Genomic DNA, 25,781 nt, shown 5'->3' on the forward strand with positions numbered 1-25,781 from the left:
CCGTCTGCGACTTTGCCACGCACGGCCGCGAGCGGCCGGTCGCTCCTCGCTGCGCTCGTCGCTCGGTGGGCTGGTATGGGCTTCGCGGTGGCCTCCGTGGCCCCCTAGAAGGGGGCTCGTTTAGACCCCCGCGGCCGTCTGCGACTTTGCCACGCACGGCCGCGAGTTTCCTTAGACCCCCATGGCCGTCTGCGACTTTGCCACGCACGGCCGCGAGCGGCCGGTCGCTCCTCGCTGCGCTCGTCGCTCGGTGGGCTGGTATGGGCTTCGCGGTGGCCTCCGTGGCCCCCTAGAAGGGGGCTCGTTTAGACCTTGCGGTCACCCTGCTCTTTGCCACGCACGGTCGTAAGTTTCCTTAGACCCCCATGGCCGTCTGCGACTTTGCCACGCACGGCCGTAAGCGGTCGCGGAGTTCGCTGGGAGGGGCTTTTGGGCATCTTTAGACCACTAGCAGCCCGGGGTGCAACGCCTCGCGCCGCCTCGCTTGGCCTTTTCGCCGATGGCTTTGTCGCCAAAACTTGCAGTACGCCCGGTACAGCGGCGTTTTGGCTTCGCGCCCTCGGCGAAAATTCCGGCGCGAGGCGACACGATGCATTGCACCCCGGGCTGCTAGCTTGCCGCGGTCAGGCGGTCAGCACGGCGTGCACGCGCACGCCATGTCGCAGTTGGGCATGCTCGCGGGCACTGACGCGCCCGCACACGTCGCGCTGCATGCTCCGGCGCCGCAATTAACGCTCGCACCCATGCATACCGCGTCATCGGGACCGCACTCGATCGCGCACGAGCCCGCGCCACACACCAACTCCATGTCGCCGCAAGCGTCGACCCCTCCGTCGCAGCTGACGGTGCACGGGTAGAGAGCGGGGCACGTCACGGTCGAGACATCGCACGCGTCCGGGCCGTCGCAGATCAGCTGACACTCGAAATCCTGTGGGCACACGATGTTGGTCTCCTCGCAGACTTGGTTGCCGATGCACTCGATCACACACACGTTCCCAACACATTCCGTGCACTGGTTGGGGCATATGCCGCCAGGCGCGACGGGGTCGATGCATTCGCCGTCACCGTCGCCATCGCCATCTCCATCTCCATCTCCGTCGCCATCGCCATCTCCATCTCCATCACCATCTCCATCGCCGTCGCCGTCGCCATCTCCATCGCCTGAGTCTCCATCACCTGGGTCGCCGTCGCCGAGGTCACCATCGCCGTCACCGTTCGAGCCATCGCCGTCGCCAGCATCAGCGAGTGGGTCTTGGAACTTGGGGTTGGGCTCGATCAGGCACCCGCAAATCGCCAGCGTCAGACCGATCGATGGCAGGCGTGAGAGCATGGCAGCGCGACGTCACCGGTCAACGCCATGGCGAGGACCCGAGACCCGACCACAATAGCTCGAACACGCGTCCGCATGAAACCAGTCACTGCCATGGATCCGCAAAACAGGTCGACTCGAAGATAGCGAAAAAGTTGCGCCAAGGCAGTTACCCCTGCCATTCGCTGTCCCCAAGCGTGACGGTCCACAGCTCGCCGTCGGCATCCTCGAACGCGATCTCGAACCCGCCGATGGTCCACGTCCCGCGACCGCGGTCCTCACTGATCCAGATGTCCGTAGCGTTCGCGGCCATCAAGCGGTTCGACTCACCGTCCCGGTCATGACTCGAGATCACGAACAGGGCCGCCCCGGCCGGTATCTCGTAGCCGAGGGCCGCCCCGTCGAGCGGGCCGCAGACCTCGTAACCTTCGGCCTCCTGCCACAGCCGCATGTCGACCCGATCGGCCACGAGCGAGTCGACGCCGTCGGTGATGACCACAGGGTCGTCCTCGAACAGGTCGAGCTCTTCGATCGTGAACAAGGTGCCCGCGCGATCGTAAGAAAATTCGGCGGCCGCACAGCCACGCGACGTACAGCCGACGTCAAGGGTCGCCGAAGCCAAGACCGTGCCGCCAAAGTTCGACGGACCGACGAGCTCCGCACGGGGACCCGCGCTGAGCTCCAAGGCCACGAACACGTCCCGTTCGGGCTCGTGGTCCGCCTGCGGATCCTCGCCTCCTGCCGCGAGCAACCCGAGCAGAGCGAAGGTCAGCCCGAGCGGGTGTGAACGCGTGTGGATGGTCACCATACCATTGTGGTAGCTGGCCAGACCGAAGGGCGCCCACCCCAGCCCTCGCAAGCTTTGCGCCAGACGCAAGCGATCAGAGCACGCGAATCTCTTCGTTGCCAGCCTGGCGCAGCGCGACCGAAACCCGCTCGATGATCCCCTCGCGCTCTTCGTCGGTGATCTTTTTGCCATTATCCCAGCGCTTGATCGATCGCCGATTGATCACCCCCCGCCCGGCAAAGGCCTCGAGCAACGTCGCCCGACCCCCCTCCTGATAAAACGCCCACTCGCCCCGCATCACGAAGCGAACCTTGGCGAAGTCCCCGGTGTCTCCGATCGGCACCAAGGTCCCGGTGAAGGGATCTTGAGCCTTGAGTTCGGCGATAAATTCACGATTGGCTTTGCTGACCATTGCTCGCTCACCCGCAGGGGTTTCCGTCGATTCGCCGCCGCGTAATGCTGTTGACGTCGGGGTTGGCAGCGAGGGTCGGGCGTTCGAGCCGCCACCATGTCCGCTCGCCCCAGGCGCCGAAGCGCGTGGCGCCGGTCGAGAATACATTGACATCCCCCGACGCGCCCTCCGCGAAACGGCGCGAGGCGGCGTCCCAGACCTGCGCGGCCTCGGCACCGCTCAGCCCGCTGGTCGGTGTGTCGAACAGGTTGAGTCCGTCGAGGTAGCGCCCGCCCGCGGTCTGCTCGAGCGTGGTCTTGCCGTTGGCCGCGGCCCAGCGCTGGGCGTCGGCCATCCGCGGACCCGACCAGAACACGGCGCCGTCGCGCGCGGTCGAGAAGTCGAGGGTGTTCTCGGCCTCGTTCAGGAGGGTGCCGAAGTCGTAGGGCTGGAGCCCGAGCGGATCGAGCTCGACGGTGGTGTCGGGGACGTAGGCGTAGAGATCGACGCCCGGCTGAATCCCGAGCGCGTCCTGGCTGAGGTAGCGGTCGGCGTCGGGATCGAAGTAACGATAGCGGTTGTAGGCGAGCCCGGTCTCGTCGTCGACGTACTGGCCCGGGAACGAAAACGGGCAGGCGACGGGCGTCTTGGCCTGGTCCTCGGCCTCGGCCTCGGCCCGGGTGTCGCGACGGACCCCGGAGATGTCGTGGTCCATGCGCCAGGCGAGGTCGCCGGCCTCGTCGTAGAGCTCGGTTGGCGTGCCGAGGTGGTCGGTCGCGACGTAGTGGCGCGCGCCCTGGTGCTCGCGCGCGACGAGGCGAAAGCCGTCGGGGTCCCAGTGCCAGGTGACCAGCCCGTCTTCGTCGTCGGCGTCGAGCTCGTGGACGATGACGTTGCGGTCCCAGACGAAGATCGTCTCTTTGGTCTGGCCCGCGGCGATCAGGCGCTTGGCCGTGCGCCGGCCGAAGGCGTCGTAGTCGAATTCGACCCGGGCGCCGTCGGGCCGCTCGACCTCACGCAGCATCCCGTGGCCATTCCAGCGGTAGTGCCACACGCCCCCGTCGGGCTCGATCTTGCGGACCCGGTTGCCGTCGTCGTCGTACTCGTAGCGGACCTCGCCCGCGTCGGTCCGCACGCGCTCGAGCTGTCCGCCGGGTGCGTAGCTGCGATCGCTGCCGTCGGGGGTCTTGAACACGTTGCCGACCGCGTTCATGGCCCGGTGAAACTCGGCGTCGCGGCGGCGCTCCCGGACGAGGCGGCCGCGGCTGTCGTGGTCGAACTCGCGGTCGCCGAGCGGCGACTCGATCGCGGCGATCTGGTTCTCGCCCCGCCAGTGGTAGGTCCGCGCGTCGAGGGCCTGGACGCCGCTGCCCTCCCCCGCGGCGCTCGCAACCGAGGGCGCCGCGCTCGAGACCGTGGCCGCGACCATCGCCGCGCGCAACCCCGCTCGCCAGGTGGTGCGCCGCGCGGTCGGGCGCCCGGCCTCGTCGTGCTGCCACGCGAGCTCGATGCCGTTGTCGAAGCGCCGAGTGGTCTCGCAGCCGAGCGCGTCGACGTCGAGGGCGACGTTGGGCTCGCTTTGGTTGTTGACGTCGAAGAAGAGCTGGCGCGTGGTCCCGAGCACGTCGCGGCCAACGCTCACGTGGCCGCCGAGCGAGGTCGTCAGGGCGTCGCGGGTGCCGTTTGGGCCGTAGTACGAGCAAACCTCGTGCTCCCCGCTGCGCTCGAGCACGATCCGACCGAGGCTGTCGCGCTCGAGCTCGACCTCGCCGAGTTCGTTCTGACCGCGGATCACGGTGCCGTCGACGCCGTAGCCGAAGCGCGCGAAGCTGCCGTCGTCGTGCCTGGTCTCGACCAGGCGATCGAGGGCGTCGTAGGCCATCTCGGTCACGGCCCCGCTCGCGCGGACGATCTTGGTCACGCGCCCGAGGGCGTCGCGCTCGTACCTGCGCGTGCGCCCGTCAAAGCCGATCTCCTGGATGATCCGCCCGTTGTCGTCGAGCTCGAACTGGAACTGCTCACCGGCCTCGTTGATGACCGCGCGGAGCTGGTCTTCAGTGTCGTAGTCGTAGCGGACCGCGACGCCGGCCTCGGCCCGGGTGACGACGCGGTGCTTGTGGCCGTACTCGAATTGCACGTGGCGGGTCGCGTCGCGGAACTCGAGCACGTTGCCCTCGGCGTCGAGCACCCGCCGCTGCCGGACCCTGGTCGGGCCCTCGGTCTCGACGATCCGGCCCTCGGCGTCGTAGCGCAGCTTGGTCAGGCCGCCGCGGGCGTTTTGGACCTGCGTGAGCCGACCCTGGCCGTCGTAGGTGTAGTGCGTGGCCACGCCGTTGCCGAGCGTGGTCGCGATCACGCGCTTGCGCTGGTCGTAGGTCAAGGTCGTGACCGCGCGCTCGTCGTAGCCCTTGACGACTCGCGTGACGAGGCCACCGCGCCACTCTTGCCAGGTCCTCTCGCCCGAGGGGACCTTGCTCTCGACCAGGCGGCCCTGGTGGTAGGTCCACGACCACTCGCCCCGGCGGGCGTCGATGGCCTTGATCGGGCGATCTTCCTCGTCGTACTCGATCTTCAAGACCGCCCCGTCCAGGCCGATCTGCTCGACGAGGTTCCCGCGTCGGTCGTAGCGCATGACCCGTTCGTTGCCGTGGGGATCCTGCTCGAGCGTGCGCTTGCCCGTGTCGGGGTCGTAGTCGTAGCGAAACACCTTGCCCTTGGCATCGGTGACCGCCACGACCTGGTTGCGCTCGTTGTATTCGTAGATCGTGGCCTGCTCGAGCGAGTTTTCGACGATCGTCTTGCGGCCCTTTTGATCGTAGGTGATCAAATGATCGTAGATGCCCCCGTCGCCCCAAGTCCGCACGCACTTGGCCAGTGATCCGACGCTGTCGTACTGAAAATAAAAAGACAGCCCGGCGCGATCGGTCTCCTGGACCATGAGGTGGCCCTGGTAGGCGTAGCGCCACGCGGCGCCCTCGGCGTCGCGGACCTCGATCAGATCGTCGTTGTCGTCGTAGAGGTACTGGCGGTGGCGGACGTGGCCCTCGCCGCTGGGCGCGGGCAGGTCGAGCGAGGTCAAGCGGCCGCGCTCGTCGTGGTTGAAGCGAAGCGTGCGTCCGCCACAGTCGCGGACCCACTCGAGCCGCCCGCGCGGATCGTAGGTCAGGCGGATCTCGTGCTGAGCGTCGCCCGAGCGGATCTGAACCAGGCGAAACAGCTCCGGATCACCGCCGGCCACGGCCATGTAGACGTGGACATTGCCGTTGGCCTGGCGGACCTCGTAGTGCCCCGGCTGGACACAGGTCAGCGTCATCTTGTGGATCACCCGCGTGGCCGTGTCGCCGGCTCGGAGCTTGCGCTCGGGCAGGTGCCACAGCGGAAACTCGACCTCGCGTCCGTCGCCGCAGCGGACCACCGCGCGGGCCCGCTCCATCCACAGCGACTCGTCGAGGCTGTGACTCCAGCCGTAGCCGAGCGTGCCGGCCCTGGACGAGCCCGCCGACTCGTAGACGCGCTCGATCTTCAGGGGCAGCGGCCCGGGCAGCTGGGCGTCGATGATCTCGGTCGAGAGGTTGCCGGTCACGACGTCGACCGGGTGACCGGTGACCGTGCGAACGGTGCGGTGCCACATCTGGCGCCAGCGGCTCGCGTTGGCGGGGGGTTCGCAGCCGCCGAGCGCCCGGCTCATGCGCTGCAAGAAGCGCGAGTTGGCCCGCATCCGGCGAAACAAGGCCGCGCCGCGCCGCAGCAGGGCCTTGGCCCCGCGCATGATCGCCTTCATCGCCAGGGCCATCGCGATAGCCTTCAGATCCGGGACCATCGGCCGCATGTTGAGCACGGGCATGCCCTTGGGGATCGCCAGGACCACGCTGACCGGGAGGCGCACGGGGTCGTTGCAGCTCAGCGCGATGTCGCCGAGGCGCACGCCGTAGGACCCCGCGAGCGAGATGTTGTGCGACCCGAAGTAGAGCTCGGCGTCGTTGCCCGGCATCGGCGGCGGAATGAACATCACCCCCGGCGCCGGGATGTGCGGCATCGTCAGCTTGTTGGTGACCTCGGTCCCACAGTTGGTCACCGGCATCGAGTTGACGAACACCAGCCCGGGGCCACCGCCGAACGCCATGCCGATCCCGGCCCCGATCGCGAGCCCGAGGGGATCGAAGACCATGCCGACGAAGGGCATCGGCACCGGCGTCGGCACCGGCGCGGGCGCGGGCGGAGCCGGGACGCCGACGATGTGCGTGTCGAGACCGAGGACGGGATCGAACCAGCTGCTCTGGAGGACCATCTCTTTTAACCTGGAGTCGCAGGGGACGCGGCGGCGCCCTCGAGTTCGATCGCCTGGGCGTCGAGGGACATGGCTTGTTGGTGGAGGCCGTGCTTGCGACACAGCGACGCGAGCGCGCGGGCGGCCTCGCTCGCGCTCGAGTTGGGTCGTTGATCTTCCTCGACGGCGTTGACCGCCTCGAGCGCGCGCCAAAACATGTTCGCGGCGTCCTGCTCACGGCCCGAAGACGCGAGCAGCTGGCCCGCCATGCGGTAGGCTTCTACAGCCATGATCTTCGGCACGGGAGTCTGTGTCTCCTGCGAGGCCAGGCCGAGCTCTCCAGCCTCGTTGTAGGCCACGATCGCCTCGTCGCCACGCTTGGCGATCACCAACGCGGCGCCGATCGCCATCTGGGCCTGCAGCTCGAGCTCGACGAAGCCGGCCTCGCGGGCGCGGGCCTTGGCCGAGCCGAAGGTCTCGATCGCCGGCTCGGCGCCGCCGGCCTGGATCATGTATCCGCCGAGCACGAGCTCGTTGACGACAGCCTCGCGCGTGAGCCCGTTGGCGACGCACATGTCCCGCGCCTGGCCCTGGGCTGCGACCGCCGCGAGCGGGTCGGTCTGAGCGAGGGTCGCGGCCGAGACCACGTGGACGCGCAGCTGGTGCATGGCCTGCTCGTCCATGAACACCGGGGGGATCCCGACCTCCTGGGCCAGGGCCTGCTTCTGGTCGGGGGTCAGCGGCGGCTTGGCGCTCTTGCGGGGCGGTGGCGCGACCGCGGGCCCCGCCGCGCCGGTCAGCTGGGGCCCCGTCGCACCGGGCGGGGCGTTCTTCATCGCGTTGACCCGATCTTGCATCTGCTTGCGCAGGGCTGGTTCGTCGATCCGCGCGTCGACCCGCTCGGCCGCGTCACCGAGCTGCTCGACGACCGGCAGCGTGAGCTCGTCGTCGACCTCGACGACCACGAAGCGCGCGGCCGCCAACCGGGGCTCGCCAAGCACCAACGCCAGGTCCTCGCGCCAGCGCTCGGCGTCGCGGATCCAGACCGGCGCGAGCACGATCACGAGCCCGGTCATCGGCGGCTGGAGCCGGTCGAGGGCCGCCGCGAGCTCGAGGCAAAAGCGGGCGAGCGGGCGCTCTCCGGCGAGCTCCGGCCACAGCGGCGTCAGCGGGACGCTCGCGGGCGCGCTCTCGACCAGACCCTCCCAGTCCGCGCGCAGCTCATCGCTGCGCAGGGTCCAGCCCGCGTCGCCCGGCTCGGTCGGAGCCTCGAGCACGAAGTAGGGCTCGGTGTTGTCGTCGAGCAGCTCGCTCGCGGTCAGGTGCTCGAGCACCGTGTTGCGCAGCATGTTGCTGGTCGCAATGTAGAGCAGCCGGAGCTCGGGCGTGTGCACGAACCACTCGCCTGCCTCGACGACCTGTTCGATGGGCTCGGTCAGCGCGTCCATGCCAGAGCCCGCGAGTGTAGCCCAAAACGCCGACTCGGTCCTCAGTCATCGGGACCCCGGGCGGTCGCGCCCGCCCATGGGCCGGGGGTATTGCTCGAGCGTCCTCGTCGTCTTTGTCGTGGTCGTCCCCACACACATCTCCTCCGGTGTTCGACCGAGGACCACAGCCACGAGTTCTTCGACTGCTACAAGCTCGAGCACCATCGTGGGGCAGCCTCGGCCTGATGACCCCTCACGACGTCCACCATGGCCCCGCGCTCGAGAAAAGCGAGGCCCGCGGCCCGGCCCCCACCGCAGCCTTCGCTAGCAGCCGTCGTTGCCGACGGAGATCAACCAGCCTTCGAACAAACGAACAAACCATTGAACCCAGAATTCATCTCACTTTTGTTGACATCTTCCGCGCTGATTTACCCTAACTGCCTCAGGTCGGCGCGAGTCTTCTTGAGGCGCGTGTTCGCGGTCGAGGTCCTGGTCTGCCAGCGCTGCGACGGCTCATCGCATGGCGGGCTTAGCGCACCCCAGAGTCGACTGGTCGGAGTTCCTATGTTCCAGCGCACATGGTAGCGTTTCGCCATGGCTGCAGAAGCAACGATCAAGTGAACAAGGTCAGATCGATCGTGCGTCTCGCCGTCATGGTATGTCCCGTCATGCTTCTTAGCTATGCTCCTGAGCAGCCGGCACCTGGTGAGAACGAGCCGCTTGGGCCCGCTCTCCCCGACCAACCGCCCCTCGATGGAGTGTCTTGTCATGGCGGTGGCGCATCAGGCATTCCGAGGGCGCGCGCTGATCGACAGTCTGGAGTTCCACGGCTCTTTTTCAGATCCAGGTGACGCATGCAACTGAGGCTGATCACTACACAGGCGTTTGTGCTTCTGCTGCTGTCCGGGGCGGCGTGCGACAATCCCAAATCCGACACCGACCCGTTGGCAGAGGGAGTGCGGTTCGACACCGCGAGTTGTCGGTCCGCAATGGACGAACTGGCCAATTGCGGCCCGACCGCCGACTGCCGCCCAGACGACGACCCGGCGAGTGCGCCACTGAGCCTGCGAGTCCTCATCGACTGCGCAGCGGCTGCGTGTGCTGGGATGGCGGCTGACGAGATCGACCAGTGTCGTTTCGACGCGATGCTGTTCCCGGGCCCGACGTGCGACGTCGCTCGAAAGCTCTGCGAAGAGGGAGACGACCCTGCGGCCTGGTTGGCAGAACCGCTGTGATGCATGGCGCCGGGCTGACCGAGGGCTGGTGAACACCGAATCCAACAAATTCTGGCTTCTATCTCGATAGGAAAAATTTGGCGAGGGCCGCCGAACGCTCGCTTGGCGCGAGGATCGGCGACCCGCTTGGTTCGGCTGATTGGACGACCGGACTAGAACAGGCTGCCCTTGGACAGCACGCACTCGCCGGCCTCGCAGACCGCCTCGGAGTCGGTGCACAGATAGACCTGCGGGCACTGGACGAAGGGATCACACTTTGGACCCGACGTGCTGCACTGCTTGGCGACCGCGATCTCCTGGCCGCCCGCGTTGCACGGACAGCAACCGGGGGTGGTCTTGATGCAGTCGTCGTCGCTGACGCAGCCGCAGAACGAGTCGGTCTCGACCGCGGGGCTCTCGGGCGCTGCGATCTGGGCGTCAACCACGTTGGCTTCGGCGTTGCCGACGCTTGCGAGGCACTCCACGTACTTGGGGGTCATCGCCCAGCCGCAGCTCCAGCCCGGGCCGTTGTTGCCGCAGGTGGTGTACTGCAGGCACTCGTACTCGGCGCGCCACTCACAGGTGGTGAAGACCGGCTCGCTTGCGCAGATCTGGCCGCTGCAGCCGGTGGCCTGACACTGCTGGACGAAGCCGATCAGGCCCTTGTCCGGGTTGAGAACGGGTTGATCGATGCGCAATTGATCGAGCACGGTGTGGTCGGCCAACGCTCGCTCGGCGAGGTCGATGGCCTCCGCGAGCTCGGCGGGCAGCTCGGCCTCGGGGTTGACCTGTTGGCCGTCCCAGCTGGCGATCATGCCGTCGCCGTCAGGCGTCAGCACGAGCGCCTGGCTCGCGCCATCCGCACGGACTTCGAGCGCGCCCTCGACAACGACGACGGTGCCGCCGTCGACGACCACGGTGCCGGGCGCGAGCACGCTCGGGTTCACTTCCGGGTTCACTTCCTGGTTGGCCGCCTCGAGCGCGTCGCCGGGCTCGTCCTGGCCCTGGCAGGCGCTGAGCCCCGCGCCGAGGCAAAGGAGGATAGACATGGAGATGATCGATTGAATGTGTCGCATGGGGGATGGGGATCCGATCAGTCGTCGGATCGCAGTCTAATTACGCGAATCTGACGGCGCTCGCTACTGACCCAAATTACAAAACCGATCTGTGCGCGATCGTTCGCGGTCACCAGCCGATCGGCTGGGGTGGCGCTCCGCGATGTGCATTGCTCTTCGTCGTTCGCGGGGGGCATCGCTCGGACCGGAGGACATGAGCGGGCACGCCGAACCCGCGCGGCGATCGGGTCCGAGACACGGGCGCGATGGCCAGGGTCGTGGCGTCGAGCCACGCCGCGTGAGCCAGCTCGCCGTGGCCATCTGGTGGACCCGCAGCCCAACCTGGGGTGGGGGCTGCGCTGGCCTCGAGCCGTGGACTTGCCCAAGATCGGGGGGTGGTCGCTACAGCTTGCGTTCGTACAGCAGCGCCTGGACATCGGGCCCAGCTCGCTCAGCGAACAGGCGTTCTCCGTGCCACGTGAAGTCTTGCATGCGAACACCCACGCTCGCGCTAAAACCAAGTTGCTCGGCGAGCTCCACCGTCGCGGGGTGGGTACAGATCGTCACGACCGATGAGAAGCCGGCCCGCGTGATGTTGTGAAGGGCGTGGGTCTCGAGCGCGTGGGCGACCTCCAGGCCATCGATACGAGCGAGCGCGCCGGTCATCGCTATCTCTGCGACCTCACCTGGGCCGAGCGAACCACGCTGGGCCTCGTAGCGGCGCATGAGCTCGCCGAGCAGAGCGAGGGTCGGGCCCATCGCTGGACGTGACGCGGGGTTCAGCTGGGCGGTGAAATCGTGCGCGAGGCAAAAGCCCACACGCTGGCCTGTCTCGCGCTCGACCGCCGTCCAGGCCAGCCGCTCGGCGAGGCTCTGGTCGACGACGGCGCCGGCGTAGGGGCTGAGGTCATCGGCCCGAAGCCCACACAGTTGCGACAGGATCTCGCGCTCGACAAACACCGAGGTCGAGAGCAACGCGAGCGCGTCGCGTTCGGCGAGGGTCGCGGCCTGGATGTCCCAGCGCGAAGGCGTCGGCTTCGCTTTTGGGCGCGGGTTCGGGCTCGGGGCCGCGCCGGACTCGGACCCGGAGCCAGACTCGGACCTGGATCCGAACCACTCGGCGAGCGCCGCGACGCTCTGACTCCGCAGCCAGCCGGGCTCGACCTCACGCAGGCCAAAGCGCTCGCGCAACCGGGTCAAGAACGCCGCGGTCGTGAGCGAGTCGCCGCCGCACGTCGCCAGGCTGTGTTCGCGGTCGACCTCCGAGCAGCCGAGGCTCAGGGCCAGCATCGAGGCGAGCTCGCGCTCGAGCGGCGTCTTGGGCCCGGCAGCGCGAGCGCTTTGGCTGGCGCAGCGGGCCTCCAAGGCGATGCGATCGCGCTTCCCGGACGGTGTCAGCGGAATCTCGTCCACGACCGAGATCGTCGCGGGCACGGCCGCGGGCGGCAGGCGTCGCGCCGCGTGGGCCAGCGCCGCGCCCAGGTCGGCGCGGGTGTCGGTCGTGAACGCGACCAGGCGCGGCGGCTGCGAGGCGACAACAACGACGACCTCACCAGCGAGCACCTCGGCGAGCGTGGCCTCGACCTCACCCAGCTCGATCCGCACGCCGCGGAGCTTGACCTGACTGTCGACCCGGCCCGCGTAGTGGAATTCGCCGTCCAGCTCCTGGCCCAGATCCCCGGTGCGAAACAGCCGACCGAGGCCCGCGTCGTCCACGAAGCGGGCCTGTTGTTCCTCGGGGCGGTGGTGGTAGCCGCGGGCGAGGAGCGGGCCGCCCACGTAGAGCTCACCCACCACGCCGGGCGCGACGACCTGGCCGTGTGGATCCAACACGTGGACGCGGGCGCCCGCGATCGCCCGACCGATCGGCACACGCTCGGGCGGCAGCGCGTCGCCGGGCTCGAACACGGCACAGGTCGCGTCCCCGGTGACCTCGGTGCAGCCGTAGAGGTTGAGGATCGTCAGCTCGGGCGCCGCGTGGCGCAGCCGTGTCAGCAGCGTGTGCTCGAAGCGCTCGCCGCTGACGACCCACACCGAGCGCGGGGGCAGCCGCGAGACGTCGCCGCCGAGGTCGAGCAGCTGGCGGACCAGCGAGGGGACGAGGCTGACTCGGGTCAGGCCTTGGTCTTGGATCAGCGCGAGCATCCCGAGCACGTCGGCGCTGTCTCGCTGGGGCAGGATCACCACGCCGGCGCCACACAACAGCGGCGCGAGCGACTCCGTGATCGCGTCGATGAAGCCGAGTGAGCTGCGATGGAGGCTGCGATCGGCGGGACCCCAGGGCCACGCCTGCCACATCCACTGCAGCCGGGTGAGCAGCGCCGCGTGCTCGAGGCACACGCCCTTGGGTTGACCCGTGCTGCCCGAGGTGTAGAGCATGCACGCCAGCGATGTTGGTGTGGCCTGCCCGGGTCCTGCCGCTGGATCGGCTGGATCGGCTGAGGGCGCGCCCGGGTTGAAGTCGGGCATGGATCGCCAGCGGGTCGGGCCGCGGTCTGCCGCCTGCGAGCCCGGAGCGCCGAGGACCAGCGAGGGGCTCGCGTCGTCGATCACAAAGGCCACGCGCGCGGCGGGCCAGTCGAGCGGCAGCGGGATGAAGGCCGCGCCGAGCTGGGTCACGGCGAGCATCGCCACGATCGCTTCGGCCCCGCGTGGGAGCGCGAGGCCGACACGATCCCCTGGCCCGACACCCGCCTGCGCGAGCACCCCCGCGACCTGGCCGACCCAGCGGCCGAGCGCCGCGTAGGTCCAGGTCTGCTCGTCGAGCTGGACTCCGATCCGCTCGGCAGCGGCGACGCTGACCGCCGCGAATTGGGCGTTGAGCGTTGGGGCGTTGGGCGTGGGGGTGTTCATCGAGGGGGTGCTCATCGCGGGGAGACCTCGGTGATCGCCGCCTCGATGTCTTCGAGCGCCTGCGCGAGCCGGTCGGCGTGGGTCCGAAACGAGAGCACCGCGAGGCGCAGGACAAAGCGCCCGCGAAATCGTGTCCCGGACAGGTAGACGCGCCCGCGCGAGTTGATCGCCGCGAGCAGGCGGGTGTTGAGTTCGTCTTGTGCGAGGCCGACCTCGCTGTCGGCGCTATCGTTGCCGCGGTCGGCGGCCGGGCGCGGGAGCTGGAGCTGAAAGGTGACGATCGAGAGCTGATGTGGCGTGACGATCTCGATCCCAGGCAGCAGCGCGAGCGCGCGCGCGGCCTGGTCCGCGAGGTCGAGCTTCTCGTCGAGGTGCGCGGCGAAGGGCTGGCTGCCGAGGGCCTTGAGCGGCAACCACAGGCCCAGGCCCCGAAAGTTGCGAGACAGCTCGGGCGAGAGATCACAAAAATTGACGCTGCTGCTCTCGTGTTCGTGCAGGTAGTCGGCGGAGGCCGAGAACGCGTCCAGCAGCCAGCTGCGGTCGGCGACGACGAGGGCCCCGTTGCCGTAGGGCAGGCCCAGGCCCTTGTGTGGATCGAGGGTGATCGAGTGGGCGGACGCGAGCCCCGCGAGCCGCTCGCGCCCGCGGGCGGTGAGCATGAAAAAGCCCCCGTACGCGGCGTCGACGTGCAGCCACATCTGATGGTCCTGGGCGAGCGCGGCTGCACCACCCAGGTCATCGATGGCGCCGGTGTTGGTGGTGCCCGCGCTCGCGACCAGCACCGCAGGGATCAGCCCCGCGCGCCGGTCCTCGGCGATCATGCTCGCCGCGGCGTGTAGATCCATCCGGCCCGCCGCGTCAGTTGCGACCACGCGGATGTTTGCCCGCGAGAAGCCGGCCATCCGCGCGGCCTTGGCTGCCGAGTGATGGGCCTGATCCGAGGCGTACACGACCCCGCGGCTGATCTGGTCGGCGACCGTGTGATCGCGCGCAGCGACCAGGGCGGTGAGGCTCGCCAGCGAGCCGCCGGTCGTGAGCACCCCCGCCGCGCCTGGGCCGTAGCCGACGATCTCACACAGCCACTGGACCGCCGTCTCCTCGAGCGCGACCAGCCCCGGCGCCATGTGCTCGACGCCGACGTGCCGATTGATCGCCGCGGCGAGGAACTCGGCGGCCGCGGACAAGAACAAGCCGCCGCCGGGGATGTAGCCGAGGTAGCCCGGGCTCGCCGTGTTGACGCTGCGTGGGGTCAGCTCGTCCATGACCAAGCTCAGGAGCTCGTCGAGCGGCTGGCCTGCGCGAGGCAGGGGCTCGGCGAGCGAGGGCGCGGCCGAGCCCTGCGTGTCCGAGGCAGGCTGCTGACCGAGCGACAAAATGTGGGCAATGACGACCTCGCTGATCTGCGCAGCGATGGCCTGCATCTGCGCGGCGCTGGGTTCGAGCGGCGCACTGTTGCCGTTGCAGTCGAGAGGGGAAGCCATGGGACGTGGCGTGAACGTGACGGAGGGGTACGTCAATTGCTCGGTAGGTTGGCAGCGTAGGGATATACATTAAATGTGGTGTAAAATAGCACGCGACAAACACGCGGAGGCTCAGCCTCGACCGCGCCGAGCGTCGACGCTCGACACGAGCAAGGTGGCAGATTTGCTGCAGTGACCGGGCCCGCGACCCCACGAGCAGGGCTGGGACAACGCCGAGCTCGGGCCGATCACCGACCAGCCCGGCCTCGTCGTCGGGTGAGCAGGCCGGTGTGCTCCACGCCTCAGTGACTGTCAAGCGTCTTGGACAAGGTCATGTTCCCATGGGAAAAGTGGTTCGGTCTCACCGTGCGACGTTCACGCCGAGGTCACCCGATGCGCTCGCTCGCCAGACCTACACAGCACCACCCACTCAACCAGCTAAGCTCCGCGACATGAGCGACGACTACCTCGAGCACAACCGCGAGCACTGGGACGCCATGGTCGACGCCCACTGGGAGTCCGACTTCTATGACGTCCCCGGATGGCTCGCCGGCAAGGACAGCCTGGGGCCCATCGAGCTCTCGATGCTGCCCGACTCACTCGATGGGAAACGGCTGCTGCACCTGCAGTGCCACTTCGGGCAGGACACGCTCTCGCTGGCGCGGCGCGGGGCGATGGTGACCGGGGTCGACCTCTCGGCCCGTGCGATCGACCGTGCGAACGAGCTCGCCGCCCTCGCCAAGTTGGAGGGCACCTTCGTGCACAGCGATGTTTACGGGCTTCCCGGGGCCCTCGACGCCGCCGGCGCGTTCGACCTCGTGTTCACCTCGTGGGGCACGATCGGTTGGCTCCCGGACCTCCAGAAGTGGAGCAAGGTCGTCGACCACTTCCTCGCGCCGGGTGGCGCGCTCGTGCTCGCGGAGTTTCACCCGATGGTCTGGATGTACGGCGACGACCGGTCCAAGTTCGAGCACAGCTACTTCAACCGCGGACCCATCACGGAGTCGAGCGACACGAGCTACAGCGGCAACGCGAAGCCAAAGACGACCAACCTCGGATGGAATCATCCCTTTGGCGAAGTGCTCGGTGCATTGATCGACCGGGGGTTCATCCTCGAAGCGTTCGAGGAGTACGACTACACGGAGATCAGCTGTTTCAGTGACTGCGTCGAGGTCGCGCCGGGCCGCTACCAGCTGAAGGGACTGGAGGGCATCTTGCCGCTGGCCTACGCGCTACGTGCCCGAAAGCCCGGCGAAGACACGAGCGCCTGACACAGCCGCTCGGTGGCGTCATCGAGCGGGTGGTCAAGAAGCCAAAACGCTGGCCGCATCACCTGGTCGCAGGCCCGTCGGGCGGGCCAGTGGTGATCACCGCGACCCCGTAGCCGTCGAGTCGCACCGTGCCATCAAAGCGCTCGCGCGAGACCTCGTCGCCGGTGCTCTTGTCCACGCGTAGGACCTCGTCGCAGTCCCCAAGGGTCTCGTCCCAGTCGGAGATCACCAGGGTCCGTGGGCCGGCCGAGGTGTGCACGAACACCCCGCTCCGACGTCCGTCCCCACCGCACGAGACCACCGCGTCGATGTCGGGGGCGCCGCCGGGGCAGTTGGGAAACGAGACCAGATCGCCATGGCGCACGTGCTGCGCGAACAGCTCCTTGGCCCGGCACGCGGCCGAGGGCGCGCCGTCCCGGGCGAGCAAACCGTAGGCGTCGTCGTTGTCGGTCGCCGTCCACCGCATCTCGAGATCAGCCCCGCCGCGAACGAGGTGGATCAGCGCGGAGGCGTAGTAGGCCGCCCCAAACGCGTTCTGGTTGAGGCAGCGGGTGTAGTTGCGATCGTGATGCGCGATCGCGTTGACCTCACCGCAGACGTTGAGGATGTCGCGTCCAACCAGGAGCCGGCCCACGCCCCGGGCCCGGGCCTCGTAGGCGGGCGTCTGAGCCATCAGCAAGGCCTCGAAGCCCGCGCCCTCGGGCGTCTCGGGCACACCAAAAATATCGACGCCGAGGCTCGCGCTGAGGGCCGCGGGCCGCCAGTCGCCGTAGCGGTGCCACGACACGAACCCGACCAGCGCGTCGTCGACCTCGACGACGAGGCGGGCGATCCAGTCCATCCAAAACGCCTGATGCGTGCCGTCGATCGCCGGCCCGCCGATCCGCGCCTTTTGGCCGTTGAGGTGGGGCCCGATCAGGTCGAGGATCGCCGTGGCGACCTCCTCGTAGATCCGACGATACTGCGCGAAGCTCAGGCCGCCACCGATCAACACGTTATTAGGCTCGTTCCACACGCACCAGTACCAGTCGCGCATGGCCTGCACGCCCCACTGCTCCATGCAGCCCCAAACGATCTCGGTGCAGCGGTTGACGAAGCTCCGGAGGTTGCGCGGGTCGTCATGAGGCGGATGAAACTTGGCGAAGGTGATCATCGGCACGGCCCCGGCGTCGAGCACCCCCTGGACGTAGGCGGCGAACAGCGACCACTGGCCGATCGGGTCGGGGACTGGCTTGTCGAACACGAAGATCCGGATCACGCTGGTGTTCATCCGGCGCAGGTGCTTGTGGATCCGCTCGCGGTGCTCGCCAAGCGCGACGTGCCACCAGGCGTCGATCTCGTTGAATCCGTAGCGAAGCCGCATTCGCTGGGCCTCGGGCGCGGTCGGAGCAAGATTCTTGGTCGGCTTCATCAAAACCTCAGCGTTCAATGATCTCAACCAGCTCGCGCAGGCGCGCCTGGGGTGAGTGAAGGCGGGCGAAGGCGCGCCGGATCTCGGTCACGATCCCGGCGTAGTAGTTGGGCCGGGCCAGGACATCGAGCAGCTTCTCCTGCGGCCGGTCCCCGCCGAAGATCAGCTCCGTCGCACGATCGCCGTAGAGCTCGCGGATGTAGCCCTCGTCGAGCACGAAGAGCGGGATGGTCCCGGCCGCGGGCGTCTCGAAGGTCCGGCAGGTCACGAGCCCGAGGTGCGCGAACAAGGGCCGATAGACCACCGGATTGAACACCGCCCGGCTCATGGTCTCGATCACCTGCTCGAAGGGCACGGCCGGCAAGGTCTCGACCCCGAGCTGCTCGAGGTAAACACGATCACAATAAAAATTATCTTCGATACCCGCGCGCACGTGTTGGTCCAAGGTGCGCGCCCAGCCCTCGCCGACGAGCGCGAGCCGGCCAACGCGGTCCCGGACCCCCTCGATCGCTCCGAGCACCCTGGACATGCCCTGCCAGCGGAACTTGGTGTGTCCAACATAGACCATGTCGAGATCTTTGGCGCTGAAGTCGAGCGGGGTCTCCCAGGTCGGGTCGTAAATGTGGAACAAGAAGGTCCCGACGTTGGCCCGCAGCGGCCGCGGCGTGGGCTGAAAGATCTTGTCGGACAGGCTGTCACACAGCTCGATCCACGCCCGACTCGACGCCTCCGCGCTGATCGTCCCCGCGCAGCCCCACAGCTCGTCCCCCCCGGCCCACGACATCCGGCCGCCGGTCGAGCTGTGGTTGTAGTCGCCGTCGATCTCGATCGGGTCGTTGTACGCGCCGTCACAATCGATCACCACTCGGCGCCGCCGCGGGACCGAACCGACGAGCCTGACCCAGTCGACCCAGTCGCCGTATTGGAGGTGAGTCGTCCACTCGAACACGAACACGACCGCGTCCGCGCCGGCGAGGACCTTGGAGTAGGGCAGCCCGAGCTCCACCTCCGCTGGCCCGTAGATCGTGAGCTCGTGACCGAGGGCGCGGGCCGCCCGCTCGTAACCCTGGAGGTCGAGCATGCTGCCCGCGTTCGCGTAGCCCCAATAGACAAATACGATCTTCACCCGAGCGTCCCTTCGCCAATCACTGCGCCCAATCAGCTCGGGTCAACCCCGCAAGACCGAGACCAGCTCCTCGACCCTTTTCTCGTAGGGGTGGTGCGCGAGCAGGTGGCGGCGGACATCCTCGACGACCTCACGATAGTGGTCCGGCCGGCGGAGCGCGTCGAGGACCTTGCTCGCGACCCGCCCGGCCAGGGTCAGCTCGCGGGCCGCCGGTCCGTAGACCGCCACGGCAAACTCCGTGTCGAGCATCAGCAACGGGATCGTGTCGGCGCAAAACTCCTCGAAGTAGCGCAAGGTCAGGTGCCGGACATGCTGGAGGAAGGGCCGCTGGAGGAAGATGTTGACCCGCCCGGTGCTCATTGTCCGGATCACCTCGGTGTAGGGCACGGCCGGGTCCGTGTGAATTCGTAGCTTCTGGAACGCCGCTTGATTCACGCGAAAGGCCGGCTCGAGCTCGGACATCCCGGCGCACTCACTGGGGGGGCTGTCCCACCACAAGCCGGCGAAGCCGATCTCGCCGATCTCGTCGCGGATCTGCTCGAGCCCCGGCAAGATCTCATCCTCGAGCTCCTTCCAGCGCCACCAGTTGTGGCCGACGTAGAGGACGTCGTAGCGCTTGGGCGGGGCCGCCTCCGGGGGGATCAGGAGCGCGGGGTCGTAGCCAAAGAAGGGCAGCGTCGTGACCCGCTCGTCGTCCGACGGCAGCAAGGTCGGCTTGAGGATGTTGTCGGACAGGGCCTCATAAAAGCGCAACCACTCGCTGCGCTGGGTCTCGTTGGCGTAATTCCGATCGTAGTCGTCGACGACCGTGATCGGGTTGCACTTCGCGTCGGCGTCGAGCACGAACCTGTGCGCGCGCGGAACGTTGGCGAGGAGGTTGACCTCGGCGAGCCGCTTGACCCGGTAGATCCGCGACTCGAACAGGTACACGACCCGGTCGAAGGCGCCGACATCGGTCGAGAAATTGACCCCCGGCAAGTCCGCGCAGGGCTCCCCGAAGAACGCGATCGTGTGCCCGAGCGCGGCGCCGACCCGCATGTAGTTCACGAGCGCGTGGGTGTTGCCGGCGTTGCACCGGTGCTCCATCACGAACAGGATGTTCATGGCCGCGCCCGCCCCTGCCCCGACGTCGCCCGATCGAAGATCGCGGCGAGTTGGTCAAAGCGGCGCTCGAACGAGTGCTCGCGCGCGAGATGAGACCGCGTTCGAAGCACGGCCTCCCAGTACGGCTCCGGCCGACGCAGGGCGCCCTCGAGGTGCGCGGCCAGATCTTCACCCGGGACCAGCGCGAGCGCGGCCGGTCCATAGACCGCCTCGACAAAATCCCGCGGCAACATCAAGACCGGGAGGGTGTCGGCGCAAAAGGTCTCGAAGGTCCGGTTGGTCACGAAGCCGAGCTTCCGAAACAGCGGCCGGTGGACGACCGGCGTAAAGCGGGCTTGGCCGAGCAAGCCAATGACCTCGTCAAAGCGGACCTGGGTTCGGGTCTCGACCCCGAGCTGCGCGAGCAAGGATGGGTCGACGTCGACGCCGACGATCCCGTTGTCCGCGGCCCAGTCGGGGCGTTGATCCCAGTCCCAACCGATCAGGCAGGCGGGGCCCACGCGGTCGCGGACGGGGCCATAGTGCGACACAAAGCTGCGAAGCTGGCCCCAGCGCTGCCAATTGTTGCCGACGTAGATCATGCCGTAGCGCTTGGTGTCCGGGCCAGCGCGGCGCCACGCTGACGCGGCCTCGCGCGCCGAGGCGTGGGGCCGCGCGACCGCGCCCTCGTCGAAGCCGTGGAACAAGAAGGGCCGAACGTCGGGCCGCAGCGGCGCGAGGGTTGGCTGGAGGATCATGTCCGAGACGGCTTCGAAGGCCTCGACCCACTCCCAGCCCTGGTGGCCGTCGAGCTTCTCGAGGTGGTTGAAGTCGTGCTCGGTCCGAATCGTGTCGCCGTAGCGCGACCAGAGGTCGACGACCACCCGGCGCTCGCGGGGGACGCCGTCGAGCAGGCACGCGAGCGCGGGCATGTCGGGGAAGTCCCACGCGACCTCGACGACGAACAGCGCGAGGTCGACCCCGCGCAGGTCCGTGGTGAAGGGCAGCGAGGGCAGCTCGGGGTTGGGATCGCCGAAGATCACGACCTCGTGCCCCAGCGCCCGGCCAACCGCCACGTAGCGATGGATCGTGGCGACGCTGCGGGCGTGGAGGTCCGGCGTGTTGACGAGTAAGAGCTTCATGATTCGTCAACCCCGGGATCCTGCGTGGCCTGAACCCACGCGATGGTCTGCGCGAGCCCGCGCTCGAACGCGGTCGCGGGCTCCCAGCCGAGCGCGGCCCGGAGCTTGTCGATCCGGGCCTCGACCCGCCGCTGCTCACCCGGGCGCGCGAGCTCGTGGACGATGCGGCCCGAGGCCAGCCCGGCCCCACCGCTGAGCTGGTCCATGGCCGCGAGGGCCTGCTCGGCGAGGTCGAGGATCGTGCGCTCGCGGCCGCTGCCGAGGTTGTAGATCTGCCCGTAGGTCACCGAGTTTGCGAGGGCCCGCGCCCAGGCGTCGACCACGTCCGCGACGTAGATAAAATCGCGGGTCTGGAGGCCGTCGCCAAAGATGCGCATTGGCTCACCGCGCACGAGGTTGCCAAGAAAGATCCCGAGCACCCCCTGGTAGGGATTGTCGAGGGCCTGACGCGGCCCGTAGACGCTGTACATTCGAAAGGTCGTCACATTGAGCGGGACCTCGAGATCCCGGCGCGCGGCCGTGGCGTGGACGTAGCGCTCGCCGGCGTACTTGGTGACCCCGTAGTAGGAGATCGGTGCGCACGAGGTGTCCTCGGACGGCCCGACGCTCTCGGCGCCCGCGTAGACCGTCATCGAGCTCGCGTAGAGCAAGCGGCCGACCCGGTGGCGCAGACACTGTCCGATCACACGGAGCGTGCCGAGGGTGTTGGTCCTCAGATCCCCGACCGGGTCTGAGAACGAGCGAATCAACGAGGCGCGACCGGCGACGTGACAGACGGCGTCGATCGGGCCGAAGCGCTCGAACGCGGGCGCGAGCTCCGAGGCCAGCGCGACATCGCCCCGGATGTACTCGGCGCCCGCGGGGACGTTCTCGCGGCGGCCGGTCGACTCGTCGTCGATGACCACGACCTCGTGGCCATCGGCGAGCAGGCGCTCGGCGAGGTGCGAGCCGATGAAGCCGGCCCCGCCCGTCACCAGCACCCGCGTGGGGCTCACTGTGGCCTCCCGGCGCCGAGGCTCTGGGCCCAGGCCCAGAGTCGGCGAATACCGATCGTCGTGGTCAAGACCGGCGCCCAGTCCATGTCGCGCGCGGCCTTGCGGATGTCGCTCACGTAGATCTTCTGATCGCCGGGCCGCCAGTCGTCGAAGCGGACCGGGACGGGCGCGCCGCGAAGCTCGGCGATGACCTCACCGAGCTCGGCCCAGACCGCGAGCGTGTTCGCCCGACCGCCGCCGATGTTGTAGACCTCGCCGCCCGTGACGTCGATCGTGTCGACCGCGAGGCGAAAGGCGCGGATCAGATCGCCGACGAAGAGCACGTCGCGGACCTGCTTTCCGTCACCGAAGATCGTGATCGGACGGTCCTGGGTGGCCGCGATCAAGAAGTGCGCGAGCCAGCCCTGATCTTCGGTGCCGAGCTGACGCGGACCGTAGATGCAGCTCATGCGAAACACGACGGTCGGGAGGCCGTAGATGCGCGCGTAGTCGCGGACGTACTGATCGGCCGCGCCCTTGCTGCAGCCGTAGGGCGAGTGGAAGTCGAGCGGCTGCCGCTCGTCCACGCCGTGGGCCCTGTCTTGATAGACGTAGCGCTTGGGGGTCTCGTCGATCGCGAGGTCTGCGCACTCACCGTAGACCTTGTTGGTCGAGGTGAACACGACAACCGGCTGGCGTCCGGACCGGCGCGCGGCCTCGAGCACGTTGAGCGTACCCATCGCGTTGACCTCGAAGTCCTCGCGGGGTTCCGCGACGGAGGTCGTGACCGCCACTTGCGCGGCGAGGTGGTAGATCACGCTCGCCCCCCTCGCCGCCGCCGTGACGATCGCCGCGTCGCGAACGTCGCCCTGCACGAACGCGAGGGTCCCCGGCCGCGCGCGGCGCTGGAGCCACTCGAGGTTGTCCTCGGTGCCCGGCCTCACGAGCGAGTCGAGGGCGGTGACGGTGTTGCCCTCGCGAAGTAGATGTTCCACGAGGTTCGTGCCAATGAACCCCGCAGCTCCAGTGACCAATACATGACTCATGCGCTCCTCCTTTTGTGGCCAACGCGGCTCGGGCTCGATTCGCCCGCGCCATCTGCCTGGGCGACTTTGCGTCCTCGCGTCACGCCGTCTCGATCGAGTCGTTCAGCGAAGTTCGCGTAGGTCATGGCGACGCCGCGCGCGATCGGGACCTTCGGCTCGTAGCCGAGCATCGATCGGGCGAGCGAGATGTCTGGCCGGCGCCGCTTGGGGTCGTCGGGCGGCAGCGGGGCCTCGACCACGGGCAGCTCCACTCCGACGACCTTGCCCAGAATATCCGCGAGCTCCAGCATCGAGATCTCCTGCGGATTGCCGAGGTTGATGATCCGATGATTGATCTCGTCCTTGGTCGCAAAGCGAAAGATGCCCTCGACGAGGTCATCGACAAAGCAAAACGAGCGCGACTGCCGACCGTCCCCGTAGAGCGTGAGCGCCTCGCCCGTGATCGCCTGGCGGACGAAATTTGAGACCACCCGCCCGTCGTTGAGCGCCATCCGAGGCCCGTAGGTGTTGAAGATGCGCACGATCCGGACATCGGCGCCGCGGGTCCTGTGCGCGTCCATGAAGACCGTCTCTGCGGCGCGCTTGCCCTCGTCGTAGCAGGCGCGCGTTCCGACCGGGTTGACGTGACCCCAGTAGGTCTCGCGCTGGGGGTGCTCGAGCGGATCGCCGTAGACCTCGGAGGTGCTCGCGTGAACGATCCGCACACCTCGCGCCTGCGCTTGTTCTGCGAGCCGGAGGGCCCCGAGCACGCTGGTGGTCAGCGTCGTGAAGGGGTCCGACTGATAGTGGATCGGCGAGGCCGGGCACGCGAAATTGAAGATCAGCTCGGCGTATACGGGCAGCGGCTCGCGAACGTCGCCGATCTCCAAATGAAAGTGGGGGTCGCGCCCGGCCTCCGCGAGGTTCTCGAGGTCGCCCGTCATCAGGTTGTCGAGGCCGATGACCTCAAAGCCCTCGGCCAGCAGCCTGTCCGTCACATGCGAGCCGATGAAGCCAGCCGCTCCGGTGACCAATACTGTACGTCGCCCGATTCCCAGCGCCATGTACGCAAGTGCTAGCATGGGGGCCTGAACGCGCAATTGCATTGGACCTTGGTTCAGGGCGCAATACTCTGCTTCACCTCCGAGTCCCCTATATCTGCAGTTCCTCGCGGAACTTGCTCGCGCCTATGTGGACACAAAAACCACGCTCACCTCAACGCAAATAGTCGCCGCAGCGCGGATCGCCGTCTTCGACGTCCTCCTCCGAGGCCCCGGTCGCCGGGTACGCCTCGCGGTCACACAGCGCCGCGAACACGTTGAGGATCCACTCGGCCTGCTCCGCGGCCGTCAGCCCGTCCGGGACCTGCGGGCCCATCAGGCTGCCGGGATGCCCGACCAGGACCTTGAACCAGCCCTCGTACGCTTTTTGGCGCGCGAAGCTCCCGAGCGTGTACTCGCCGTCGTCGAACAGCTCGACGGTGCCGTCCGCGCCGTGGCACAGGGCGCAGGTGCTCGCAAAGGCTGCGTGACCGGCCTCGATGTCGGCGCCGGGCAACAGGGTGTAGTTGTTGGGTGCGGTGTCGGATAGCGCCCAGATCTCGGAGGCGCGCGGCAACCGGCCAGTGCGCATCGCGAGGACAAAGGCGGCCATGTCGTCGATCTGGTCGGTGCGCAGGACGTCGCCGTAGGCGGGGAGGCCGTCGCCCCCGCCCTCAAACCACGCGGCCAGCTCGGCGTGCGAGCTGGACCCCGCCAGAAGATCGATCGATAGTGCGTAGGACTTGTCGGCGTAGTCGGGGCCGTAGATGCCCTCGGTGCCCCGCAGATCCCAGCCGAAGAAGTTCTTGAGCCGGTAGTCGTGCCCCTCATCGTTGGCGAAGGGCGCGCCGTCCACGTCGGCGAGCGTGCCATTTGCGAACGGCCCCCCCTCGCTACCCGGGCTAAACGTGCCTTCGAAGCTGGAGTCAGCGTACCACTTGTCGAGGAGCCGGCCTCCCCGCGCGAGGTCGTATTCGGACAGATCCGTGCTCGGATCGGTGTTGGCCATCTCGTCGTCGATCTCCGCGCAGGCGGTCAGGAGTGAGCAGGCCAGAAGTGCGTGCAGTTTTTTCATCATTGAGCCCTCAGTTGGGAATTACTTTCAGCGGGTGTCATTCAGACAATGACACATCACTATCCGGCTCTAGCATCATATGATTGCCAAAGCCAGCATTCCCCATTCAATGAGTGACGAGAAACGAAGGACAGCGAGTGACTCGAACGGCGCTGACGCCGTCAGCCAGACGCGCCGACCTTCGAGCGGTCCACAATCAACAACACCCGGCACCGCGCGCCGCCAGAATTGCGGTATTCGATCGTCGTCTGCAGCCCGTAGCTGATCGAGTCCCCGGCCCGCAGTTCATGCGCGACCCCGCCGAGCCAGACCTCCACGCGGCCCTCGAGCACGGTCAAGAACTCGACCACGCCCGGGAGCTTGGCCCCCACCTCACCGGTCGACTCGCCCGCGGGCAGCTCGTACCACGCGATCTCCAGGTGCCGATCGAGCAAGCCCGGACGCAGTCCGTGCCGGGCGACACCCGAGCTGGGATCGACGAGGACCTGGCGCTCGTCGGCGCGAACCACAGCCACGGGGGTCGGCGGCGCGTCCTCGAGCAGCTCGGTCAGCGAGCAGCCCAGCGCCAGGGCGATCTGGTAGGCGAGCTTGACCGTCGGGTTCTTCTTCCCGCGCTCGACCTCCGAGAGCATCGTGCTGCTGACACCGCTAGCAGCCGCCATGGCGTCGAGGCTCAAGCCCAGGGTCTGGCGACGACGCCGGATGTTGGGACCAATGGCGCTCGAGGGGTCCGTCATGCCGAGCACGCGTACGCTATAGCGAAGGAGGGCGTCAAGGTTCACTGTGTCCAGCCTCGCATCCTCGCCCGCGCACTTTGGCGTATGAAGCCGCACCTGGACCACCGACACCCTCGCAGGGGGTCGAGCTCATC

General features: G+C 68.0%; 19 protein-coding genes. 2 read left to right on the forward strand and 17 right to left on the reverse strand.

Features of this window, described 5'->3' with window-relative positions; translation table 11 throughout:
* Window positions 1-631: 631 nt before the first annotated feature.
* The 5 genes from ENSA5_RS11455 to ENSA5_RS11475 all read right to left on the reverse strand — a co-directional run bounded on the left by ENSA5_RS11455 (window position 632) and on the right by ENSA5_RS11475 (window position 8,202).
* A complete protein-coding gene (locus tag ENSA5_RS11455) occupies window positions 632-1,330 on the reverse strand; it encodes a hypothetical protein (protein WP_106391681.1) in 699 nt (232 codons plus the stop codon).
* Window positions 1,331-1,478: 148 nt separating this feature from the next.
* Window positions 1,479-2,117 (reverse strand): hypothetical protein, encoded by a 639-nt coding sequence (locus ENSA5_RS11460; protein ID WP_106391682.1) that lies wholly within the window; start codon window positions 2,115-2,117, stop codon window positions 1,479-1,481.
* A 73-nt stretch (window positions 2,118-2,190) separates the two neighbouring features.
* Entirely contained in the window at window positions 2,191-2,508 is a 318-nt protein-coding gene (locus tag ENSA5_RS11465) for a hypothetical protein (protein ID WP_106391683.1), read from the reverse strand.
* 7 nt (window positions 2,509-2,515) lie between these two features.
* Window positions 2,516-6,775: a DUF6531 domain-containing protein gene (locus tag ENSA5_RS11470; RefSeq protein WP_106391684.1), complete on the reverse strand. Its 4,260-nt coding sequence runs from the start codon at window positions 6,773-6,775 to the stop codon at window positions 2,516-2,518.
* Window positions 6,776-6,780: 5 nt separating this feature from the next.
* Window positions 6,781-8,202 (reverse strand): tetratricopeptide repeat protein, encoded by a 1,422-nt coding sequence (locus tag ENSA5_RS11475; RefSeq protein WP_106391685.1) that lies wholly within the window; start codon window positions 8,200-8,202, stop codon window positions 6,781-6,783.
* Between the two features lie 833 nt (window positions 8,203-9,035).
* Here ENSA5_RS11475 and ENSA5_RS35835 point away from each other — a divergent pair.
* A complete protein-coding gene (locus ENSA5_RS35835) occupies window positions 9,036-9,416 on the forward strand; it encodes a hypothetical protein (RefSeq protein WP_146155583.1) in 381 nt (126 codons plus the stop codon).
* Window positions 9,417-9,568: 152 nt separating this feature from the next.
* On the opposite strand, the gene ENSA5_RS11480 is transcribed toward ENSA5_RS35835, so the two are convergent.
* From ENSA5_RS11480 to ENSA5_RS11490, 3 genes are all read right to left on the reverse strand, one after another.
* Window positions 9,569-10,444, reverse strand: coding sequence for a hypothetical protein (locus ENSA5_RS11480; RefSeq protein WP_106391686.1), 876 nt, complete (start codon window positions 10,442-10,444; stop codon window positions 9,569-9,571).
* 408 nt (window positions 10,445-10,852) lie between these two features.
* Entirely contained in the window at window positions 10,853-13,318 is a 2,466-nt protein-coding gene (locus tag ENSA5_RS11485) for a non-ribosomal peptide synthetase (RefSeq protein ID WP_106391687.1), read from the reverse strand.
* Complete coding sequence (locus ENSA5_RS11490) at window positions 13,315-14,784, reverse strand: pyridoxal phosphate-dependent decarboxylase family protein (RefSeq protein ID WP_106391688.1); 1,470 nt, start codon at window positions 14,782-14,784, stop codon at window positions 13,315-13,317. The genes ENSA5_RS11485 and ENSA5_RS11490 overlap by 4 nt, the downstream gene beginning before the upstream one ends.
* A 431-nt stretch (window positions 14,785-15,215) precedes the next feature.
* Here ENSA5_RS11490 and ENSA5_RS11495 point away from each other — a divergent pair, with 431 nt between their 5' ends.
* A complete protein-coding gene (locus tag ENSA5_RS11495) occupies window positions 15,216-16,034 on the forward strand; it encodes a class I SAM-dependent methyltransferase (RefSeq protein ID WP_106391689.1) in 819 nt (272 codons plus the stop codon).
* A 58-nt stretch (window positions 16,035-16,092) separates the two neighbouring features.
* On the opposite strand, the gene ENSA5_RS11500 is transcribed toward ENSA5_RS11495, so the two are convergent.
* From ENSA5_RS11500 to ENSA5_RS11540, 9 genes are all read right to left on the reverse strand, one after another.
* On the reverse strand, window positions 16,093-17,445 hold the full coding sequence (locus ENSA5_RS11500; protein WP_106391690.1) for a hypothetical protein: 1,353 nt from the start codon (window positions 17,443-17,445) through the stop codon (window positions 16,093-16,095).
* A gap of 7 nt (window positions 17,446-17,452) precedes the next feature.
* Window positions 17,453-18,571 (reverse strand): glycosyltransferase family protein, encoded by a 1,119-nt coding sequence (locus tag ENSA5_RS11505; RefSeq protein ID WP_106391691.1) that lies wholly within the window; start codon window positions 18,569-18,571, stop codon window positions 17,453-17,455.
* Between the two features lie 42 nt (window positions 18,572-18,613).
* Window positions 18,614-19,675 (reverse strand): CgeB family protein, encoded by a 1,062-nt coding sequence (locus ENSA5_RS11510; RefSeq protein WP_106391692.1) that lies wholly within the window; start codon window positions 19,673-19,675, stop codon window positions 18,614-18,616.
* Window positions 19,672-20,796, reverse strand: a complete 1,125-nt coding sequence (locus ENSA5_RS11515) for a CgeB family protein (RefSeq protein WP_106391693.1) — start codon at window positions 20,794-20,796, stop codon at window positions 19,672-19,674. The genes ENSA5_RS11510 and ENSA5_RS11515 overlap by 4 nt, the downstream gene beginning before the upstream one ends.
* Window positions 20,793-21,791, reverse strand: a complete 999-nt coding sequence (locus ENSA5_RS11520; RefSeq protein WP_219906770.1) for an SDR family NAD(P)-dependent oxidoreductase — start codon at window positions 21,789-21,791, stop codon at window positions 20,793-20,795. Before ENSA5_RS11520 ends, ENSA5_RS11515 begins: the two co-directional genes overlap by 4 nt.
* A complete protein-coding gene (locus tag ENSA5_RS11525) occupies window positions 21,788-22,816 on the reverse strand; it encodes an NAD-dependent epimerase/dehydratase family protein (RefSeq protein WP_106391695.1) in 1,029 nt (342 codons plus the stop codon). The genes ENSA5_RS11520 and ENSA5_RS11525 overlap by 4 nt, the downstream gene beginning before the upstream one ends.
* Window positions 22,813-23,901 carry an NAD-dependent epimerase/dehydratase family protein gene (locus ENSA5_RS11530; RefSeq protein WP_308726543.1) on the reverse strand — a complete coding sequence of 363 codons (1,089 nt, stop codon included), beginning with the start codon at window positions 23,899-23,901 and terminating at the stop codon, window positions 22,813-22,815. The genes ENSA5_RS11525 and ENSA5_RS11530 overlap by 4 nt, the downstream gene beginning before the upstream one ends.
* A 109-nt stretch (window positions 23,902-24,010) precedes the next feature.
* Window positions 24,011-24,913, reverse strand: coding sequence for a hypothetical protein (locus ENSA5_RS11535; protein WP_106391697.1), 903 nt, complete (start codon window positions 24,911-24,913; stop codon window positions 24,011-24,013).
* 158 nt (window positions 24,914-25,071) lie between these two features.
* Window positions 25,072-25,692, reverse strand: a complete 621-nt coding sequence (locus tag ENSA5_RS11540; RefSeq protein ID WP_181197645.1) for a helix-turn-helix domain-containing protein — start codon at window positions 25,690-25,692, stop codon at window positions 25,072-25,074.
* Between the last annotated feature and the right edge of the window lie 89 nt (window positions 25,693-25,781).

Source organism: Enhygromyxa salina, assembly GCF_002994615.1.
GTDB lineage: Bacteria > Myxococcota_A > Polyangia > Nannocystales > Nannocystaceae > Plesiocystis > Plesiocystis salina_A.

Coding starts and splice junctions, on each gene's coding strand:
- ENSA5_RS11470 (WP_106391684.1), bottom strand. CDS start 6,775: ATGGTCCTCCAGAGCAGCTGGTTCGATCCCGTCCTCGGTCTCGACACG.
- ENSA5_RS35835 (WP_146155583.1), top strand. CDS start 9,036: ATGCAACTGAGGCTGATCACTACACAGGCGTTTGTGCTTCTGCTGCTG.
- ENSA5_RS11485 (WP_106391687.1), bottom strand. CDS start 13,318: ATGAGCACCCCCTCGATGAACACCCCCACGCCCAACGCCCCAACGCTC.
- ENSA5_RS11460 (WP_106391682.1), bottom strand. CDS start 2,117: ATGGTGACCATCCACACGCGTTCACACCCGCTCGGGCTGACCTTCGCT.
- ENSA5_RS11535 (WP_106391697.1), bottom strand. CDS start 24,913: ATGATGAAAAAACTGCACGCACTTCTGGCCTGCTCACTCCTGACCGCC.
- ENSA5_RS11465 (WP_106391683.1), bottom strand. CDS start 2,508: ATGGTCAGCAAAGCCAATCGTGAATTTATCGCCGAACTCAAGGCTCAA.
- ENSA5_RS11500 (WP_106391690.1), bottom strand. CDS start 17,445: ATGAAGCCGACCAAGAATCTTGCTCCGACCGCGCCCGAGGCCCAGCGA.
- ENSA5_RS11525 (WP_106391695.1), bottom strand. CDS start 22,816: ATGAGTCATGTATTGGTCACTGGAGCTGCGGGGTTCATTGGCACGAAC.
- ENSA5_RS11495 (WP_106391689.1), top strand. CDS start 15,216: ATGAGCGACGACTACCTCGAGCACAACCGCGAGCACTGGGACGCCATG.
- ENSA5_RS11515 (WP_106391693.1), bottom strand. CDS start 20,796: ATGAAGCTCTTACTCGTCAACACGCCGGACCTCCACGCCCGCAGCGTC.
- ENSA5_RS11480 (WP_106391686.1), bottom strand. CDS start 10,444: ATGTCTATCCTCCTTTGCCTCGGCGCGGGGCTCAGCGCCTGCCAGGGC.
- ENSA5_RS11475 (WP_106391685.1), bottom strand. CDS start 8,202: ATGGACGCGCTGACCGAGCCCATCGAACAGGTCGTCGAGGCAGGCGAG.
- ENSA5_RS11530 (WP_308726543.1), bottom strand. CDS start 23,901: ATGCAATTGCGCGTTCAGGCCCCCATGCTAGCACTTGCGTACATGGCG.
- ENSA5_RS11490 (WP_106391688.1), bottom strand. CDS start 14,784: ATGGCTTCCCCTCTCGACTGCAACGGCAACAGTGCGCCGCTCGAACCC.
- ENSA5_RS11455 (WP_106391681.1), bottom strand. CDS start 1,330: ATGCTCTCACGCCTGCCATCGATCGGTCTGACGCTGGCGATTTGCGGG.
- ENSA5_RS11510 (WP_106391692.1), bottom strand. CDS start 19,675: ATGAACATCCTGTTCGTGATGGAGCACCGGTGCAACGCCGGCAACACC.